The organism is Acetobacterium tundrae, assembly GCF_008086615.1.
GTDB classification, from domain to species: domain Bacteria; phylum Bacillota; class Clostridia; order Eubacteriales; family Eubacteriaceae; genus Acetobacterium; species Acetobacterium tundrae.
This window is the reverse complement of the sequence record NZ_RXYB01000003.1, coordinates 76,827-94,261: the sequence shown is the minus strand read 5'-3', so window position 1 is coordinate 94,261 and position 17,435 is coordinate 76,827. Positions and strand designations below refer to the sequence as shown.

Annotated in this window: 20 protein-coding genes and 1 other annotated feature; all 20 genes read left to right on the top strand. The window is 38.8% G+C overall.

Annotated elements, in window-relative coordinates; translation table 11 throughout:
- Window positions 1-9: 9 nt before the first annotated feature.
- The 20 genes from cmk (at window position 10) to mltG (ending at window position 17,435) form a co-directional block, all read left to right on the top strand.
- Window positions 10-675 (top strand): (d)CMP kinase, encoded by a 666-nt coding sequence (gene cmk, locus FZC40_RS03320; RefSeq protein WP_243135735.1) that lies wholly within the window; start codon window positions 10-12, stop codon window positions 673-675.
- A complete protein-coding gene (locus tag FZC40_RS03315; RefSeq protein WP_148565578.1) occupies window positions 672-1,247 on the top strand; it encodes a lysophospholipid acyltransferase family protein in 576 nt (191 codons plus the stop codon). Before cmk ends, FZC40_RS03315 begins: the two co-directional genes overlap by 4 nt.
- A gap of 13 nt (window positions 1,248-1,260) precedes the next feature.
- Complete coding sequence (locus tag FZC40_RS03310; protein ID WP_148602510.1) at window positions 1,261-3,552, top strand: bifunctional 4-hydroxy-3-methylbut-2-enyl diphosphate reductase/30S ribosomal protein S1; 2,292 nt, start codon at window positions 1,261-1,263, stop codon at window positions 3,550-3,552.
- Between the two features lie 171 nt (window positions 3,553-3,723).
- A complete protein-coding gene (locus FZC40_RS03305) occupies window positions 3,724-4,131 on the top strand; it encodes an RrF2 family transcriptional regulator (protein ID WP_148602509.1) in 408 nt (135 codons plus the stop codon).
- A gap of 21 nt (window positions 4,132-4,152) precedes the next feature.
- The gene (gene nifS / locus FZC40_RS03300) at window positions 4,153-5,361 is read left to right on the top strand and encodes a cysteine desulfurase NifS (RefSeq protein ID WP_148602508.1); all 1,209 of its coding nucleotides are present in this window, start codon (window positions 4,153-4,155) and stop codon (window positions 5,359-5,361) included.
- A gap of 19 nt (window positions 5,362-5,380) precedes the next feature.
- On the top strand, window positions 5,381-5,755 hold the full coding sequence (locus FZC40_RS03295; protein ID WP_148602507.1) for an iron-sulfur cluster assembly scaffold protein: 375 nt from the start codon (window positions 5,381-5,383) through the stop codon (window positions 5,753-5,755).
- 132 nt (window positions 5,756-5,887) lie between these two features.
- Window positions 5,888-6,415, top strand: a complete 528-nt coding sequence (locus FZC40_RS03290) for a PRC-barrel domain-containing protein (protein WP_148602506.1) — start codon at window positions 5,888-5,890, stop codon at window positions 6,413-6,415.
- Complete coding sequence (locus FZC40_RS03285; protein WP_243135734.1) at window positions 6,416-7,489, top strand: AI-2E family transporter; 1,074 nt, start codon at window positions 6,416-6,418, stop codon at window positions 7,487-7,489. It abuts the gene before it with no gap.
- 44 nt (window positions 7,490-7,533) lie between these two features.
- Window positions 7,534-7,760 (top strand) — a binding site (T-box leader).
- A gap of 74 nt (window positions 7,761-7,834) precedes the next feature.
- Window positions 7,835-10,474: an alanine--tRNA ligase gene (gene alaS / locus FZC40_RS03280; RefSeq protein WP_148602505.1), complete on the top strand. Its 2,640-nt coding sequence runs from the start codon at window positions 7,835-7,837 to the stop codon at window positions 10,472-10,474.
- Window positions 10,475-10,572: 98 nt separating this feature from the next.
- Window positions 10,573-10,839: an IreB family regulatory phosphoprotein gene (locus tag FZC40_RS03275; RefSeq protein ID WP_475638839.1), complete on the top strand. Its 267-nt coding sequence runs from the start codon at window positions 10,573-10,575 to the stop codon at window positions 10,837-10,839.
- A 142-nt stretch (window positions 10,840-10,981) separates the two neighbouring features.
- Window positions 10,982-11,926 (top strand): aldo/keto reductase, encoded by a 945-nt coding sequence (locus FZC40_RS03270; protein ID WP_148602504.1) that lies wholly within the window; start codon window positions 10,982-10,984, stop codon window positions 11,924-11,926.
- 30 nt (window positions 11,927-11,956) lie between these two features.
- Entirely contained in the window at window positions 11,957-12,373 is a 417-nt protein-coding gene (gene ruvX, locus FZC40_RS03265) for a Holliday junction resolvase RuvX (RefSeq protein WP_148565586.1), read from the top strand.
- An 85-nt stretch (window positions 12,374-12,458) separates the two neighbouring features.
- Window positions 12,459-12,938 (top strand): DUF1292 domain-containing protein, encoded by a 480-nt coding sequence (locus FZC40_RS03260; protein ID WP_148602503.1) that lies wholly within the window; start codon window positions 12,459-12,461, stop codon window positions 12,936-12,938.
- Window positions 12,935-13,240 (top strand): DUF1292 domain-containing protein, encoded by a 306-nt coding sequence (locus FZC40_RS03255; RefSeq protein ID WP_243135733.1) that lies wholly within the window; start codon window positions 12,935-12,937, stop codon window positions 13,238-13,240. The genes FZC40_RS03260 and FZC40_RS03255 overlap by 4 nt, the downstream gene beginning before the upstream one ends.
- A gap of 59 nt (window positions 13,241-13,299) precedes the next feature.
- Window positions 13,300-13,479: a PDDEXK family nuclease gene (locus FZC40_RS03250; RefSeq protein ID WP_148565587.1), complete on the top strand. Its 180-nt coding sequence runs from the start codon at window positions 13,300-13,302 to the stop codon at window positions 13,477-13,479.
- Window positions 13,452-13,640 carry a PDDEXK family nuclease gene (locus tag FZC40_RS17020; protein WP_186843639.1) on the top strand — a complete coding sequence of 63 codons (189 nt, stop codon included), beginning with the start codon at window positions 13,452-13,454 and terminating at the stop codon, window positions 13,638-13,640. The genes FZC40_RS03250 and FZC40_RS17020 overlap by 28 nt, the downstream gene beginning before the upstream one ends.
- 5 nt (window positions 13,641-13,645) lie before the next feature.
- Entirely contained in the window at window positions 13,646-14,104 is a 459-nt protein-coding gene (locus FZC40_RS03245; protein ID WP_148565589.1) for a Fur family transcriptional regulator, read from the top strand.
- Window positions 14,105-14,117: 13 nt separating this feature from the next.
- Complete coding sequence (locus FZC40_RS03240) at window positions 14,118-15,836, top strand: ribonuclease J (protein ID WP_279233306.1); 1,719 nt, start codon at window positions 14,118-14,120, stop codon at window positions 15,834-15,836.
- 24 nt (window positions 15,837-15,860) lie between these two features.
- On the top strand, window positions 15,861-16,220 hold the full coding sequence (locus FZC40_RS03235; RefSeq protein ID WP_148602501.1) for a YlbF/YmcA family competence regulator: 360 nt from the start codon (window positions 15,861-15,863) through the stop codon (window positions 16,218-16,220).
- A gap of 114 nt (window positions 16,221-16,334) precedes the next feature.
- Window positions 16,335-17,435 (top strand): endolytic transglycosylase MltG, encoded by a 1,101-nt coding sequence (gene mltG, locus FZC40_RS03230; protein WP_148602500.1) that lies wholly within the window; start codon window positions 16,335-16,337, stop codon window positions 17,433-17,435.

Sequence of the window (17,435 nt, the reverse complement as noted above, 5' to 3'; positions counted from 1 at the left end):
AGGGTTTGAATGAGGGAGAATAAAATGCAAATAGCTATTGATGGTCCGGCAGGAGCAGGAAAAAGCACGATCGCCAAAAAATTGGCGGCGGTCTACGGAATGACTTATCTCGATACCGGTGCGATGTATCGCTGTATTGCCCATTGTGTTTTAAATCAAGGCGATAATTTTGATAATACCGATGATATTATTCGGCTTGCAAAAGAGGCTGAGATCAGTTTCGATGGCGATCGGGTTTTCTGTAACAATAAAGAAGTAACTAAAGAAATACGGACACCATTGGTTTCCCGACATACTTCAGATGTTGCCCGCATTAAGGAAGTGCGGGAATTGTTGGTGATTCAACAGAGAAAATTTGCCAAAGACCATTCAGTTGTCATGGATGGCCGGGATATTGGATCGGTTGTCTTACCGGAAGCTGATTTCAAATTTTTTTTGGATGCTGATGTTCTGGAACGTGCCAGACGACGAAAAAAAGAGTTGGATGAAAGAGGCATCGTCAAGAATCTGGAAAATTTAAAAAATGAAATTCAGCAACGGGATGATAATGATCGGAACCGAACAGAGGGTCCATTGGTAAAAGTAAAAGATGCCATTGTGATTGATACTACCGGCAAAAGCATCAAAGAGGTGTGCGATATTATGAGAAGTTACATTGATGGAGTCAAAGCATGATTTATAAAATTAGCCGGGGTTTTGCGTATTTTCTTAGTGTGATTTTGTATCGAATCAACATTATCGGCAAAGAGAACATTCCTAAAACCGGAGGCGCATTGATTTGTCCCAATCATATCAGTAATATTGATCCGGTTGTGATTGCATTTGCTACGTCAAGGGCGGTTCATTATATGGCTAAGGTGGAACTTTTCAAGAATCGTATTCTAAATTGGTTCTTTCGTAAGGTGAATGCTTTTCCTGTGAATCGAGAAAAAGTGGGGATTGACACCATTAAAACTTCGCTAAAAATATTAAAAGACCAGGAGATCCTAGGAATATTTCCGGAAGGAACACGGGTGAAAGAGGGCGCGCGGATAAAGCCTGCGGCGGGATTTGTGGTATTTGCCATTAAGACGAAAACCCCCATCATTCCAGTAAGAATCCGAGGAGAATACGGCTTTCGCAAAAAGGTTGATGTTATTATCGGAGAACCTATTTATCTTGAGGAATATTATGGGAAAAAATTATCGGAAGAAGAAAATGAGAAATTGGCAGAAGAAGTTATGGATAAGATCTATAGTTTAGAATAATTCAGAGGACGATATGGAAATTATTGTTGCAGAAAAAGCAGGTTATTGTTTTGGAATCGAGAATGCCATGAAAATGGCAAAAGATACAATGCATTCTGGTCAGGACAAGATTTACTCGTTAGGACCAATCAGTCATAATCCCCAGGAAACACAGAGACTGACGGATCAGGGGATTATGATTATAAATGACGAAGATGTTGAAAAAATTAATTCTGGTTGTGTTATTTTACGTTCTCATGGGGTAGGAAAGAAAATAATCAAAGCTCTTGAAGAAAAAGAAATCCCGATCATCAATGCCACCTGCCCTTATGTCAGAGCGGTACAAAAAAAAGTTGAAACCTATTATGACGCTGGCTATAAAATTGTGATTGTTGGAAATAGTGATCATCCCGAGGTGATCGGTGCAAATGGTTGGTGCAATGATGAAGCATTAATAATTAATGATATAAAACATTTGGAAAATATTGAAGTTTATGATAGAATATGTATCGTGGCTCAGACCACCATTATTGAGTCCAGATTTAATAAAATCTGTGATGAAATTAGGTCAAGAGTCAATGAAGTCGTTATATTTAATACTATTTGCAGCGCCACAGCTGAAAGACAAGCGGCAGCGGCAAAAACTGCAAAAGAAGTAGAATATATGGTCGTAGTTGGAGGATATCACAGTTCTAATACGCAGAAACTTGTTGATATTTGTAAATCCTGCTGCGAAAATACTTGTCACATAGAAACCATCCGGGACTTAGATTTCGCTGAAGTAATGAAGTACCAGAAAATCGGTATTACGGCAGGAGCATCGACACCGGATTGGATCGTTAAGGAGGTACTGGAAGGTATGGAAGAGCAAAACAAAATTGCTGAGGAAAACGTGGTCGAAGTAGTGACGACCGAAGAACAGCCAACTGTTGCTGTTGAGGAAGTGGTTGAAGAAAAGGCCGCAGAAACCATTGAAAAGGACGAATATGATGATGCGAATTTTGATTTCGCAGCTGAAATTGAAGAATCATTAAAAACAATTCGTCGAGGCGCTGAAATCGAAGGCGAAGTTATTCATGTTGACGATGATGAGGTGATCTTAAATATTGGTTACAAAGCAGATGGTATTATCAAAAAGAATGATTTCACATGGAAAAGCGATGAGGTATTATCTGATCTTGCACAAATGGGAGATAAGATTTGGTGTATCGTTACTGATTTAAATGAAGGTTCAGGAAATGTGAAACTTTCAAAAATCAAATATGATAATCGACTGGTGCAAAAACAGTTAAGTGATGCCTTTGATAATAAAACTATTTTAGAAGGAACAGTAAAAGATATTTCTGGAAATGGATTAATTATTGATATTGGATTTACTGATATTTATATGCCGGCTTCTCAATATCATGTTCGTTACGTTAAGGATTTAAACACCCTTATTGGCGAAAAAGTAAAGGGTATTATCATTGACTATAACCCCAAACGTCGTCGTGCGATTCTTTCACAAAAAATTATTCTTGAAAAAGATATGAAAGATCGAAGAGAACAACTTAAAGAAACGAAGGAAAAACGTTTTGCCGAATTAAACGTTGATGATATCGTAAAAGGTGTGGTTAAAACGATCACTAATTTTGGAATTTTTGTTGATCTTGAAGGTATCGACGGTTTTGTACATCGTTCTGACTTGACTTGGGAAAAAATAAATGAACCTAAAGATATTATTGAAAAAGGTCAGGAAATTGAAGCCAAAGTCATTGCTAAAAATGAAGAAGACAAAAAAATAAAATTGAGTGTAAAAGCTTTATTGGATCGTCCTTGGGATGATTTTATTGCTAAATATCATGTCGATGATGAAGTCGAAGTTACGATTACCAATATTTTAGATTTCGGTGCATTTGCTGAAGTTATTCCTGGTGTGGAAGGATTAATTCATGTTTCCGAAATCAGCTATAACCGAGTAGAATCCGTTGCTTCAGTCTTAGCAACTGGAGATGTTTTAACCGTTAAAATCATCGGAATTAATGCTGAAAAAGAAAAAATCAGCTTAAGTAAAAAAGCAATGGAAGAAGCACCAGCTCGTCCAGCAGCTTCACAAAGAAGCAGCAGCACTAGTACAAGCAGTACTAGCAGCAACACAGGCAGCAGAGAAAGAAGCAACAGCAGTTACGGCGGCAGCGGTGGCGGAAATCGCCGACCACAAAGTCATAACAGCAATAACAATCGAAATAAAACTGTTTATGAAGAAACTGCAAATGTTACCCTTGGGGATGCTTTTGGCGATATGTTCAGCGGCCTTTTCGACGATGACGAAAAAACAGAAGAATAAAAAACTGTAATTTGAAAAGGTTCGTCTTTGGCGTTTGTCCAAAGACGGACCTTTTTTAAGTTCTTAAGAAAAAAATATTTTCAAAAAGCTATTGAAAAATATTTTTAAAGTGCTATAATAGTCATTAAATCCAGGTGGAATACTCGGAAATAATCGAGAGGGGTTGATCACTTGAGACTTTCAACAAAAGGAAGATATGGTGTGCTTGCTATGGTTGAGTTGGCACTTCAATATGGAAAGGGGCCGCTTTCCATTAAGGAAATTGCTGAAAGACAAAATTTTTCAGATTCCTATATGGAACAACTTTTTTCGGCATTGAAAATGGCTGGACTTGTTAAAAGTTTAAGAGGTGCTCATGGTGGGTATATACTTGCTAGAGATCCTAATGATATTATCGTCGGTGAAATCATTAGAGCACTTGAAGGCCCAATTGAATTGGCAGATTGTGTTAACGGAGATGAAGGCTTTACTTGTATAAAATCACCGGAATGCGTGACAAAAAGCCTTTGGAAAGACATTAATGACAGCATCAGCAATATAATTGATAATCGATCATTACAGGATTTATTGACTAAATAAATCATATGAAAGAGGTGTAGAATGAAACGAATATATTTGGATCATGCAGCAACAACACCGGTTGATCCGGAAGTTGTAGAAGTAATGATCCCCTATTTAACAGAAACTTTTGGAAATCCTTCATCGATATACGCTGAAGGACGAGCAGCAAAAAAAAGCATTGAAAAAGCACGCCAGCAAATTGCGACGGCCATTAATGCCGATTCACGGGAAATTTATTTCACTGCCAGTGGGTCGGAAGCCGATAATTGGGCTATAAAAGGCATAGCGATGAAGAACAAGGCAAAAGGGAAGCACATTATCACCTCGCAGATTGAGCATCATGCGGTTCTTCATAGCTGCGAATATCTGGAAAAACAGGGATTTGAAGTAACCTACCTGCCAGTTGACGAAGTTGGCCTGGTTTCCCTGGAAGATTTAAAGAATGCTATTCGTGATGATACGATTTTAGTATCCATCATGTTTGCGAACAACGAAATTGGAACCATTGAACCGATTAAAGAAATTGGAAAAATTGTTAAAGAAAAGGGAATTGTTTTTCATACCGATGCGGTTCAGGCCTTGGGAAATATTCCGGTTGATGTAAAGGATTTAAATGTTGATTTGCTCTCGCTCTCGGCTCATAAAATATATGGACCAAAAGGAATTGGCGTCCTTTATATTAAAAAAGGACTGCCCATTGATAATTTAATCCATGGCGGTGCGCAAGAGCGAAAAAAACGAGCAGGAACAGAAAATACTGCTGAAATTATGGCTTTTGGAAAAGCAGCAGAGCTCGCAAGTGAACATCTTGAAGAAAACATGACACATATGAAAACCCTGAGAGATCAGCTGATCGAAGGCGTGTTAGGAAAAATTCCGCTGGCTCGTCTAAATGGACATCCGGAAAAACGACTTCCCGGGAATGCGAATTTCTGTTTTGCTTATATTGAAGGTGAATCTATTTTATTGAGTCTTGATGTTATTGGAATTGCCGGATCCAGTGGCTCAGCTTGTACGTCAGGTTCATTAGATCCATCACATGTGCTTTTGGCGATTGGATTACCAGCAGGCGTTGCCCATGGGTCGCTAAGACTCACCATTGGGAAAAGTACAACCGCTGAGGATATCGATTACGTAGTGAACAATCTTGTTGAGATTATTCAACGATTAAGGGACATGTCCCCCATTGATGCGGATCATCCCATTGATGCTGCTGTTTTTGATAAAGTAGATCATCACCATCATTAATTCTAAAGGAGAATAAAAAATGGAATATACAGATGTAGTAATGGAAAACTTCACTTGCCCCAAAAATGTAGGTGAAATTGAAGATGCAAACGGCGTTGGCCAGGTTGGCAGCCCTGCCTGTGGGGACATTATGAAGATATTTCTTAAAATCAATGATGATGATATCATTGAAAATGCTTCATTTAAAACATTTGGCTGCGGCGCAGCGGTTGCCAGCAGCAGTATGGCAACCGAAATGATTATTGGAAAAAGCATCGAGGAAGCTGGAAAGTTGAAAAACTCAGATGTTGTTGATGCATTAGGGGGACTGCCGGATGTGAAAATTCACTGTTCAGTGTTGGCAGCTGAAGCGATACAGGCCGCCATCCAGGATTATAAAAATAAAAAAGCATAAGCTCGGGTAAATAAGACGTTGTTTCTATATAATGGAAACTGCGTCTTTGTTTTTTTTGAAAAAAGCGCATTGCCATTAAAAAAATAATAGTGTAAGATAAGAGGCATGACAGAAAAATGAAAGGAGCAAGGAATGAAGGCAAACATCTTACTGAATGTTGAGGTAGTTTCAAAAAAAAATGGGCGACGCCATGGTTTGGTAAAAAGCTTGGTGGTGGTGAACCACGTGGTAAAATACTTGGTGATTAATCCGGGCGGAATTTTAACAAAAGCTCAATTTTTCAAGCCGGAGAGTATCGTGGATGTTAATTATAAAAGACTGATCATAGAAAGCGATAAAGATATTATAAAAGTTAAAGGACAAAAGGTGAAAAACTATTTAGAAGAGGCTTTCCCTCTTATGGATTATCCAGTGGTCGATAAAAATGGCGAAGCTTTTGGGCGAATAGCAAATGCAACGATTGAAAAAGATTCATATAAAATCACAGAATATGAAGTCTCCCGAAGCTTATTTGATGATTTAGATCATGGGTTTGGAATAATCAACGCGTCTGAACTTATATATAAAGATCAAGTGCTCTGCTATGAAAAGGAAATGTTTGATCTGGGATTTAAAAACCAGGGAACTGGGATTGCAAATAAACTGCTGGGGGTAGAATAGATGCAGGATTTATCAGGTAGAAAGCGGTTATTAATTCTTAACTTAATCGTGCTGTTTATAATCGGCGCTATTATTTATTTTGTATGGCCTACTTTGGCAGGAATGTTTATGCCATTTCTGATTGCTATTATTCTCGCCTATTTATTAAATCCTTTAGTTAGATTCTTTGAACGAAAAGGGCTAAATCGAATTGTATCGGTTATCGTTGTTTTCTTGCTGGTATTAGCCATTGTGGTTGGAACATTATTGAGTTTTGTACCAACTCTTATTACCAGTATTACGGGAATGATCAGCAATATTCCAGATTTCATCAGTCAGATACAACAATATAACTCAGACATTTCAAATTATATTACGAAAATAAGCAACTCTGACATAGCAAAATATATAAATATTCAAGATGCATTGGGAAATGTAGTACAAGGATTTGGAACCGCACTTCAGCAGGTCAGTAATGCCCTTATTCAAAATAGCGGGCAGTTAATGAATATTATTATAGTGCCGCTGGTTACCATTTTTTTGCTGGTCGATAAAGAATTCTTTATTAAGGGTGTTATGTATTTGGTGCCCCTGCAATTTAGAAATAGTATTCTGAAAATGTGCTGTGATATTGATCTTGTTATTGGTGGCTTTATTAAAGGCCAGGGGCTCATATCCCTCTTAGTTGGTATTGTAACAGGTATTTGTGCGTTTGCATTAAACATTCCCTATGCCAGCATTATTGGTGTGGTCGCTGGTGTCACAACTATGGTTCCCTATTTTGGACCGGTTGTAGGAACCATTGTAATTATGCTGATGGTGTTGTTCACTGAACCGGCGATGATCATTCCCATGTTGATTGCCATTGGGGCTGTTCAAGTGGTGTGCGGTAATTTACTGGCGCCAGCGATTATGGCAGGAAATGTCGGCTTGCATCCGGTATTTATTATGTTTTCAATCTTTTTCTTTGGTGCTATGTTTGGAGGACTAGGAATGATTATGGCTGTTCCGATAGCGGGAACAATTAAGGTCGTTGGAGGATATGTTGTTTCAGTATTTGCATCCAGAGATGAAGCGGAATTAAAAAAGGATTGACATTTTTATATGAAATTAATATAATTAAATTTACAGGTTAATACTAAAATGCATGGAAAACGAATGCTCTAAAAAGATTATTTCAGAGAGAAGGACATTGCTGCAAGTCTTTTATAATGGATTTAAGGGTGCCGCGTTAGAGCAGCTGTTAAGAAATTTGAGATCATATTTCATTGAGTATTTTCAGTCGGGAAACCGTTATTTAATAAAGTGAGTTATGAGATTATCGTAGCTAATTTGGGTGGTACCGCGGATTATAACCGTCCCTTGCATGATTGCAGGGGATTTTTTGTTTGTCGATAAAATCGTCAGAGTACTTGGGGAGATATTAGAAAAGGAGAATAAATGAAACCACTGGGATTAAATGAAATTAGAGAAAAATATTTAAAATATTTTGAGGGAAAAGACCATTTGCGTTTAAAGAGCTTCCCTTTAGTACCAATTAATGATAAAAGTTTGCTGTTGATCAACTCGGGAATGGCGCCCATGAAACCATATTTCACCGGGGATGAAGTTCCACCCAGAAAAAGAGTGACAACTTGTCAGAAGTGTATTCGGACACCGGATATTGAGAACGTTGGAAAAACAGCGCGACATGGCACATTCTTTGAAATGCTGGGGAATTTTTCATTTGGCGATTATTTTAAGAAAGAAGCGATTCCCTGGGCTTGGGAATTCTGTACCGAAGTGATGGAAATCCCGGAAGATAAGATTTGGGTATCAATTTTCTTGGATGATGACGAAACTTATAATATTTGGACCCAGGTTGTGGGTGTTTCCAAAGATAGAATTGTAAGACTAGGTAAAGAAGATAATTTTTGGGAACATGGCTTAGGACCCTGCGGCCCCTGTTCGGAGCTTTACTTTGACCGAGGCGAAGAATATGGCTGTGACAGTCCCACTTGCGGTGTCGGTTGTGACTGCGATCGTTATGTTGAGTTCTGGAATTTAGTGTTTACTCAATTTGACAAAGACGAAGCGGGAAATTATAATTCTTTGGCAAAACCCAATATTGATACCGGAATGGGCTTGGAGCGATTGGCTGTTATTATGCAAAGCGTCGACAATATTTTTGAAGTTGACACAGTAGGTCATATTCTAAACTATATTTGTAAAATCGCCGGGGTAAAATACGGAGAAAATCCGGATGATGATGTATCCATTCGAGTCATCACCGACCATGTCAGAAGTGTAACCTTTATGATCGCCGATGGAGTGATGCCCGGGAATGAAGGACGCGGTTATGTGCTCAGACGATTACTGCGTCGGGCGATTCGTCATGGCAAGCTTTTGGGAATTAAAGATTTGTTTTTATTCGATGTCGCTAAAGAAGCGATACGAGTTTCTGAAGGGGCTTATCCTGAACTTAAAGAAAAACAGGATTTTATTCAAAAATTGATAAAAATTGAAGAAGAACGATTCAAGGAAACGATTGATCAGGGATTGTCGCTGCTAAATAAAGAAATTGACAAAGTCATTGAAACGGAAGAAAGTGTTTTCCCCGGTTTCGGAGCATTTAAACTCTATGACACCTATGGTTTTCCTTATGAGTTAACAAAGGAAATTGTTGAAGAACGAGGGCTTACGATTGTCGCAGAAGATTTTGAGAAAGAAATGCAGGCGCAACGGGAACGGGCCCGACAAGATCGAAAGAACAGTGATTTGGCCGTTTGGGCGGATGATCCATTTAACGAATTGGGATCCGAAGCCGTTGACACTTTTGTTGGATACAATAATTTGGTAACAGAGGGAACCATTCTTGGTTTATATGTAAATGGTGCATTGGTAGAAGCAGCCAATGAAGGAGATAAAGTTTTAATTCTTTTGGATCAAACTTCTTTCTATAGTGAAAGTGGTGGACAAACTGGGGATCAGGGAACCATCCAAAATGGAGATGGAATCATTGAAGTGATTGATTGTAAAAAGGGAAGTCTAAGCCGACATATTCACTCTGGAATTGTAAAATCAGGAAGCTTCAAAGTTGGGGAAACAGTTATCATGGAAGTTGATAAAAAATTAAGAGACGCTGTTCAGAGAAATCATACATCGACTCATTTGCTGCAAAAAGCCTTAAGAATGGTTTTGGGAGATCACGTCGAGCAAGCTGGTTCCTTTGTATCTCCAGATCGTTTGAGATTTGACTTCAATCATTTTCAGGCGATGACGAGGGAAGAAAAACGACAGGTTGAAGAAATTGTCAATACGGCTATTTTAGAAGCCTACGATGTTACAATTTTCGAAACGAATATTGATAAAGCCAAAGACTTCGGAGCGACAGCACTTTTTGGTGAAAAATACGGAGAAATTGTTCGGGTTGTTAAGGTTGGAGACTTCAGCACGGAACTCTGCGGAGGATGTCATATTACCAATTCTGCAAAGATTGGATCATTTAAGTTTCTTAGTGAGAGCGGAGTTGCTGCCGGCGTGCGTCGTATTGAAGGAGCAACCGGTTTTAATGCCCTGGAAGTGGTCGAGAAAATGGACGATACACTAACGGATGTTGCAAATCTCATGAAAACAAATCCCGATCAGCTGCTGGAAAAGGTGAGTGAGTTAGCTGAACTCAACAAACAAAAAGAACGAACCATTAATGAATTAAAACAAAAATTTGCCGGAAATATGATTATGGATATTCATCAGAAAATGATCGTCATCAACGGTGTTCAAGTAACCATTGCAGAAGTTGAACAAATGCCAATGGAAGAACTGCGAACCATCGGTGATTTGCTAAAAGACCGCATGGGTTCAGGTGTTGTCCTCCTTGGGAGTGTGCTGGATGGAAAAGTTAACTTTATTGCAACTGCGACAAACGATATTGTTAAACGGGGCTTCCATGCTGGCAAAGTCATCAAAGAGGTGGCGACAGTTGCCGGCGGTGGTGGCGGCGGGAGGCCTGATATGGCGCAAGCTGGGGGGAAACTTCCAGAAAAGCTGACAGAATCTCTTTCAAAGGGAGAGACGTGTATTCGGGGGCAGTTGAATTAATTTGTTAAGAATATCAAAAATTATGTCATTTAACTTGTAATTTATTTAGCTTTGGGTTAAAATGATAGCAAGTTGATTGTGAAGGAGGTCAGATGACAATGGGAGAAAATACGGTGATTGATCGGGGAACCATTATGTTTGAGGTCGATAACGAAAAGTCTCAAACGATCGATGATGTGATGAGAAATGTGCATAAAGCTTTAGTTGAAAAGGGGTATAACCCCGTCAATCAAATTGTAGGCTATGTCATGTCAGGAGATCCGACCTATATCACAAGTCATAGAGAAGCACGTAATGCCATACAGAAAATTGAACGGGACGAGTTGCTTGAAGAACTTGTGCGTCGTTATTTAAACAGTATTTAGTAGGCTAGTAAACAGGGCTGTCTCAATAAGTGAGGCAGTCCTGTTTTGATTTCGGCGAAGTCAGTCGCCAAATAATGCGGGCTTGCGAAGCGCCGAGAAACTTGGGGAAAGAGTTCCTCGGAATTATGAAACAAGGTAGAACATGAAAAAAAATACATTGGGCAATACCGGAATCAGGGTATCTCGGATGTGCTTTGGCAGTTTGACCATTGGACCCACTCAAAAGAACAAATCATTGACAGAAAGTAAAGAAATTATCGCGGCTGCTTTGGATCATGGCGTTGATTTTTTTGATACCGCAGATTTATATAATAACTATGATCATCTGAGACAGGCAATTGATATAAAAAGAGATGTCGTCATCAGTACAAAATCTTATGATTATACCGCTGAAGGTGTAAAAAAAAGTCTGCATCGGGCATTGACAGAATTAGGCCGTGACTATGTGGATCTTTATTTGCTTCATGAACAGGAAAGTCGCCTAACCATTGAAGGTCATTGGGAGGCAATTGAACAGTTAATCAAGTTTAAAGAGGCTGGAGTTGTCAGAGCCATTGGCATTTCCACTCATCGAATAGAAGGGGTTATCGGGGCCACGCTTTTTCCGGAGTTAGATGTGATTCATCCCCTGATTAATTTAACTGGGATTGGAATTGAAGACGGAACTCCTCAGGAGATGGTAGCAGCTATTCATGAAGCCAAAATGATGGGCAAAGGCATTTATGCCATGAAGCCGTTGGGCGGCGGTAATTTGCTTGCTCAAAAACAGGCTTGCTTCGATTTTATTTTTGGTTTGGATGATTTGGATGCGATTGCCATTGGTGTTCAGTCTGTTGATGAAGTTTTATATGATGTAAAGAAATTCAATAGAGAAACAATTCCTGAAGAATTGGAATTGGCAGTTGCCGGATCTTCAAAGGCCATTCATATCAGTGATTGGTGTGAAGGATGCGGAGAATGTGCTAAGCATTGCGGTCCCAAGGCGATAACAATTGTTGATGGCAAAGCTGCGATTGATAATGAAAAGTGTATTCTTTGTTGTTATTGCAGTACCTACTGCAAGCTTTTTTGCATAAAGGTGATTTAACAATCATACATAAAATAGATAGGATAATATATGGAGCGAATTTTAGGATTAGATGTTGGGGATAAGCGGATCGGAGTTGCGGTGACGGATCCTTTGCAAATTACGGCACAAGGTGTCGCTACGGTAAAGAGAAAGACACGAGATGACGATTTGGAAGCTTTTCGACAGCTTATTGAAAAATATGAAATAAAAAAAGTAGTCGCTGGTTTGCCACTGAATATGGATGGATCAGAATCTGCTCAAACAAGAAAAACAGTGAATTTTTGTCAGTTTATTAAAAAAAGACTGGATATCGAAATCATTTATATTGATGAACGTTTGACATCTTCATGGTCGGAAAAAATATTGATTGAGGGAAATGTATCGCGGGAAAACCGAAAAGAGTATATCGATATGTTGGCAGCCCAAATGATTTTACAATCCTATATGGATCGGCCCGTCAAATAAAAAATAATCAAAATAATGGATTTTTTAAGGTTGAAACGGTATAATCATAAGATTATGAGCGAAAAAACTTGAAAGAGAAACGAATATGGAAGAAAAAGTAATAATAGTAGATGAAACGGGTGTTGAAAAAGAATTTGAGTTAGTTGTCAGTTTTGACATTGAGGATAAAACCTATGTATTGGTATCTGAAAATGAAGAAAGCGACGATGTTTACGCCTTTATTAAAGCAGATCGTTTAATACCGGTGGAAGACGACGCAGAATTAGCGTTAATAGAAGCAAAATATGACGAGATCATGGAAATAGATGATCATGACGACGAGGCAAATGTTATATCATTGGCGGATGATACCGGCGTTGTAAAGGATTTTGATATTATTGCGAGCCTTGATGTTCAGGAAAAAAAATATCTGTTGCTTGCAGAAAATGAAGATGTGTGTCCGTTTTTTGTAACGGAAGATGGAGAAGGGCTGATGCCTGTGGAAGATGAGGCGGAATTTGCCTTGGTTCTAGAAGCTTATGAAGAATTAATAGAAATAAATAAATTAAAAGAGGTGCAGAAATGAAGGAAAAAGTAACATTAGTAGACATGGAAGAAGAAACAATCAGTTTAATTGATGATGAGGGTAATGAAAAAGATTACGAAGTTGTTATCCGGTTTGACATTGAAGACAAAGAATATGTATTGTTATCTGAAGATGAAGAAAGCGACGATGTTTATGCCTTTTTAATCACTGAAGATGAAGAGGGCCAAGTATTGATGCAAGTGGAAGATGAAGCGGAATTTGCTTTAGTTGCAGAAGCTTACGATGAGCTGATGGATGAGATGGACGAAGAAGATGACGAAGACGAAGGTAAAACTGAGTAAATTTCCAATTAGTTAATGGAGTATCTCTCAGCCGCCCCAATCGTTTTGTTGCGGGAGTAATGATTAATCAAGAAGCGATCATCGCTCATGTGCCAAATACTGGCCGCATGAGCGAGCTTCTTAACCCAGGTGTTCGGGTTGTGCTGGCATGGAATCCGGCACCTCATCGAAAGACGAATTATACCCTTATTCTTGTCGAAAAGAATGGACGATGGGTAGGCATTCAGTCGATCCTGTAAATAAAATAATGGATCCAAAATTTGCGAGTTTATTGGGTCAATGTCATAGTCTGGGAATGGACATCCGTGCGCTTTCCTGTGATATTGATGGAGTAAACATAGAAATAATCGGAGAATTGCCTGCAAATATTTTATCAGAAGAAAAGGTAAAAGAGGTGTGAATACCATGAATGATTTAACTCAAATTGTGGATGCACTCAGAAAAAGAGGAAATAAAGTAACCCCTCAACGTCTTACGACTATTGAGGTTCTTCTGTCCATGGGACAACAGCACTTTAGTGTTGAAGAATTGTTCCAAGGTGTTAAACAGCGCAATCTGGATGTAGGAATGTCGACCATTTATCGAACGGTGCAAATATTAGAAGAAATGGGATTCATTACTAAAAGAAATTTTGATGATGGCTTTGCTCGCTATGAATTATGCGAGTTGGATGAAAAACACTGGCATCATCACATAATTTGTTTGAAATGTGGAAAGGTTATTGAAATGCAAGACGATTTCCTGGAAACTCTCGAAAAAGAAATAGAAGAAAAGAAAGAATTTATTATAATTAATCATGAACTTAAGGTGTACGGATACTGTTCAGATTGTTATAAAATTATGAAAGGAGAAAAATTTGACTGAAAACAACAACATAATAACAACGGAGACCCAACGAGTTGAAAGTCGTTCGAAACAGAAAAGAAGGCCTCAGGCTAAAAAGAACAAAGATAAGCTGAGGTTGATACCATTAGGAGGTCTCGGCGAAATCGGGAAAAACCTCACGGTATTCGAATATAAGGATGACATCATTCTGGTAGACTGTGGCTTGAAGTTCCCGGATGATTCAATGTTTGGCATCGATATTGTCTTACCAGATTTTACTTATATTTTGGAGAATAAAGATAAAGTAAGAGGGGTTTTCATCACCCATGGTCATGAAGATCATATTGGGGGACTTGTTTATCTTTTGAAAAAAATAAACATTCCCATTTACGCAACCAAATTCACCATGGGACTGATTGATAAAAAACTCAAGGAACATGGATTGTTAACAAAAACGGAAAGAATTATTGTCAAACCAAAAGAACGTATTGACGTTGGCGAATTTAACGTTGAGTTTATTCGGGTTAATCATAGTATTGCAGATGCAGTTGGACTTTGTATCAAATGTCCGGCCGCAACGGTTGTTCATACGGGAGACTTTAAAATTGACTATCATCCAATCGGAGGCGAAGTAATCGACTTGCAGCGATTTGCTAAAATTGGATCTCAAGGAGTCGATCTGCTTATGTCGGATAGTACAAACGTCGAAGGGGCAGGATTTACGCCGTCGGAAAGTACCGTCGGACCAACCCTATACAACCTTTTTAGAGGAGCACCCGGAAGAATCATTGTCACTTCATTTGCTTCAAATGTTCATCGAATCCAGCAAATCATCGATGCCGCAGTGGAATATAACCGTAAGGTTATTATTTGCGGAAGAAGTATGGAAAATGTGACTGAAGTAGCGATGGATCTTGGCTATTTAAATGTTCCACCAAATGTACTGATTGAACTTAAAGATATCAAAAAATACAAAGAAAAAGAATTGGCTATTATCACCACAGGAAGTCAGGGTGAACCCATGGCGGCGCTTGGTCGAATGGCATTAGGTGAACATCGTCACTTAAAGATCCAAAAAGGAGATATGGTTATTATTTCTGCTTCTCCGGTACCAGGAAATGAAAAAATGGTTTCAGAAGTTATCAATAAATTGGTCGAGTTAGGATCAGATGTTGTCTATGGACGCTTTGCCGAAATTCATGTTTCCGGACATGCAAAACAGGAAGAATTAAAACTGATGATTACATTAGTTAAACCAAAGCATTTTCTGCCTATTCATGGGGAAAGTCGGATGCTGATGAAACATGCGGAATTAGCTCATAATGTGGGGATGAAAAAAGACAATACGTTTATCGGAGAAAATGGCAATATTTTTGAAATTGACAAACGAAGTGTTCAGGTAGTGGGAAAAACCCAGGCAGAAGCTATTCTAGTTGATGGTCTTGGGGTTGGAGACATCGGTAATATTGTCCTTAACGACCGAAAGCGTTTATCAGAAGATGGTCTCTTTATTGTGGTTTGTACCATGCACAAGGGAAAAGCTATTTCAGGACCGGATATTATTTCCCGGGGATTTGTTTATGTAAGAGAATCGGAAGACCTCATTAATGACGCCCGAGAAGAAGTAAAAAAAGCCTTGTTGTCTTGTGAAAATAAGGGGATTGTCGATTGGAATTCAATAAAAAATGTAATACGAGAAGCCCTATTTAAATTTCTTTATGAAAAGACACAAAGAAAACCAATGATACTACCCATTCTAATGGAAGTATAGATTTTAAAAAATTAGGAGAGAAGCATGAATGTATATGATGAAGCTAATAATTTAGCAAAAGCACTTAAAGAATCGACTGAATATAAAAATTTCTTAGCGGCTAAAGAGAAACTGGAAAAAGAACCTGAAAAATTTGAAATGACCAAGGATTATATTCGCAAGCAAATGGAAGTTCAGTCCATGCAGATGATGGGCCAAGAAATTCCAGAGGAACAAATCAGCTCTTATAATACACTTGCAAACACGATTATGGGAATGCCTGAAATCGCCGAATTTTTCCAAACGCAAATGTATTTTTCCGTTATTTTCCAGGATATCACGGACATTATTGCCAAAGCTGTTGACTTGGACATGGGACTTTTCGAGTCTGAAGAGGGTTGCTAGGCTTAGATATTTATTTAAATAGAAGTATTTCAAGAGAATATAGGTACCCACTTTTATCAGAGGTCCTATATTCTTTTTTATAGTTTTTCAAATTAAATGAAAGGATGGTGAATTATGAGAAGGAAAGAGCAAGCCGAATCAAAATTGCCAGGCCAGCCACCCTCCCCCAAAAGAGGAAAATTATTTGCTGTTATTCTTTTATTATTGGTTGTTTTTGGCTCTACCGCAGTGTTTAGCTTCAATTATTTTATGAATGAAATATTAAAACCGGTTGGAGCTGGGGATTTTGTCTATGTTCGAATTGAAGAAGGCGCCGTGGTTAGTGAGGTCGCAGATCTTTTAAAAAAAGACCATTTAATTAAGGATGCCCTGGCATTTGAGGTTTTAGCCAAAAACAAAAATCTGACGGACCAGATTCAGTCAGGCTATTATGCATTCAGTCCCAGTGAATCCGCTGAGCAAATACTGGAAAGATTGGTTGCGGGAGACGTTTATGATTCGGCAGTGACGATTCCCGAAGGGGAAAACATTGAAGAAATCGCGACAATTTTAGAAGAGAACCATGTTTGTGATAGGGATGCATTTATAGCGGAAACAAAAAAAGTGGCTGAGTACCAAAAAAAATATCCGATTTTGAGCAGCATTCCTTTAGAAACCAGGGATGGTGTAAGTCGAACGCTGGAAGGCTATCTTTTCCCTGATACCTACAGCTTTACACCTGACTCCGATCCATCAGCTGTGGTTGACGCAATGCTCGATCGTTTCGTAGAGGTCTATGATCAAGATTATTTAAACCGAACGACAGAAATGGGAAAAACTGTAGATCAGATCGTCATCATGTCATCGATTGTAGAATTGGAAACAAAGTACGTTGAAGATAAGGCTAACGTAGCCAGTGTCTTTTATAATCGCATCGCGGCCAATATGCCGCTGCAATCAGATATTACCGTCGATTACGCCCGCGGCGAAAAGACGGCGGTGTTGACGTCTGCGGAAACGCAGTTTCCATCGCCATACAATACTTATACTAATTTGGGATTGCCGTTTGGACCGATCTGTTCTTTCGGAAAAACCTCTCTGGAAGCGGCATTATATCCTGCGACGACAAAGTATTTATATTTTGTAGCCGATATGACATCTGGTAAAATTTATTTTAATGAAACCTATGAAGAACATTTAGTCGATGTGGAAACATATCTAGGTGGAACAAACTAA

Coding starts and splice junctions, on each gene's coding strand:
- cmk (WP_243135735.1), top strand. CDS start 10: ATGAGGGAGAATAAAATGCAAATAGCTATTGATGGTCCGGCAGGAGCA.
- FZC40_RS03315 (WP_148565578.1), top strand. CDS start 672: ATGATTTATAAAATTAGCCGGGGTTTTGCGTATTTTCTTAGTGTGATT.
- FZC40_RS03310 (WP_148602510.1), top strand. CDS start 1,261: ATGGAAATTATTGTTGCAGAAAAAGCAGGTTATTGTTTTGGAATCGAG.
- nifS (WP_148602508.1), top strand. CDS start 4,153: ATGAAACGAATATATTTGGATCATGCAGCAACAACACCGGTTGATCCG.
- FZC40_RS03295 (WP_148602507.1), top strand. CDS start 5,381: ATGGAATATACAGATGTAGTAATGGAAAACTTCACTTGCCCCAAAAAT.
- FZC40_RS03290 (WP_148602506.1), top strand. CDS start 5,888: ATGAAGGCAAACATCTTACTGAATGTTGAGGTAGTTTCAAAAAAAAAT.
- FZC40_RS03285 (WP_243135734.1), top strand. CDS start 6,416: ATGCAGGATTTATCAGGTAGAAAGCGGTTATTAATTCTTAACTTAATC.
- alaS (WP_148602505.1), top strand. CDS start 7,835: ATGAAACCACTGGGATTAAATGAAATTAGAGAAAAATATTTAAAATAT.
- FZC40_RS03275 (WP_475638839.1), top strand. CDS start 10,573: ATGGGAGAAAATACGGTGATTGATCGGGGAACCATTATGTTTGAGGTC.
- FZC40_RS03270 (WP_148602504.1), top strand. CDS start 10,982: ATGAAAAAAAATACATTGGGCAATACCGGAATCAGGGTATCTCGGATG.
- ruvX (WP_148565586.1), top strand. CDS start 11,957: ATGGAGCGAATTTTAGGATTAGATGTTGGGGATAAGCGGATCGGAGTT.
- FZC40_RS03260 (WP_148602503.1), top strand. CDS start 12,459: ATGGAAGAAAAAGTAATAATAGTAGATGAAACGGGTGTTGAAAAAGAA.
- FZC40_RS03255 (WP_243135733.1), top strand. CDS start 12,935: ATGAAGGAAAAAGTAACATTAGTAGACATGGAAGAAGAAACAATCAGT.
- FZC40_RS03250 (WP_148565587.1), top strand. CDS start 13,300: ATGATTAATCAAGAAGCGATCATCGCTCATGTGCCAAATACTGGCCGC.
- FZC40_RS17020 (WP_186843639.1), top strand. CDS start 13,452: ATGGGTAGGCATTCAGTCGATCCTGTAAATAAAATAATGGATCCAAAA.
- FZC40_RS03245 (WP_148565589.1), top strand. CDS start 13,646: ATGAATGATTTAACTCAAATTGTGGATGCACTCAGAAAAAGAGGAAAT.
- FZC40_RS03235 (WP_148602501.1), top strand. CDS start 15,861: ATGAATGTATATGATGAAGCTAATAATTTAGCAAAAGCACTTAAAGAA.
- mltG (WP_148602500.1), top strand. CDS start 16,335: ATGAGAAGGAAAGAGCAAGCCGAATCAAAATTGCCAGGCCAGCCACCC.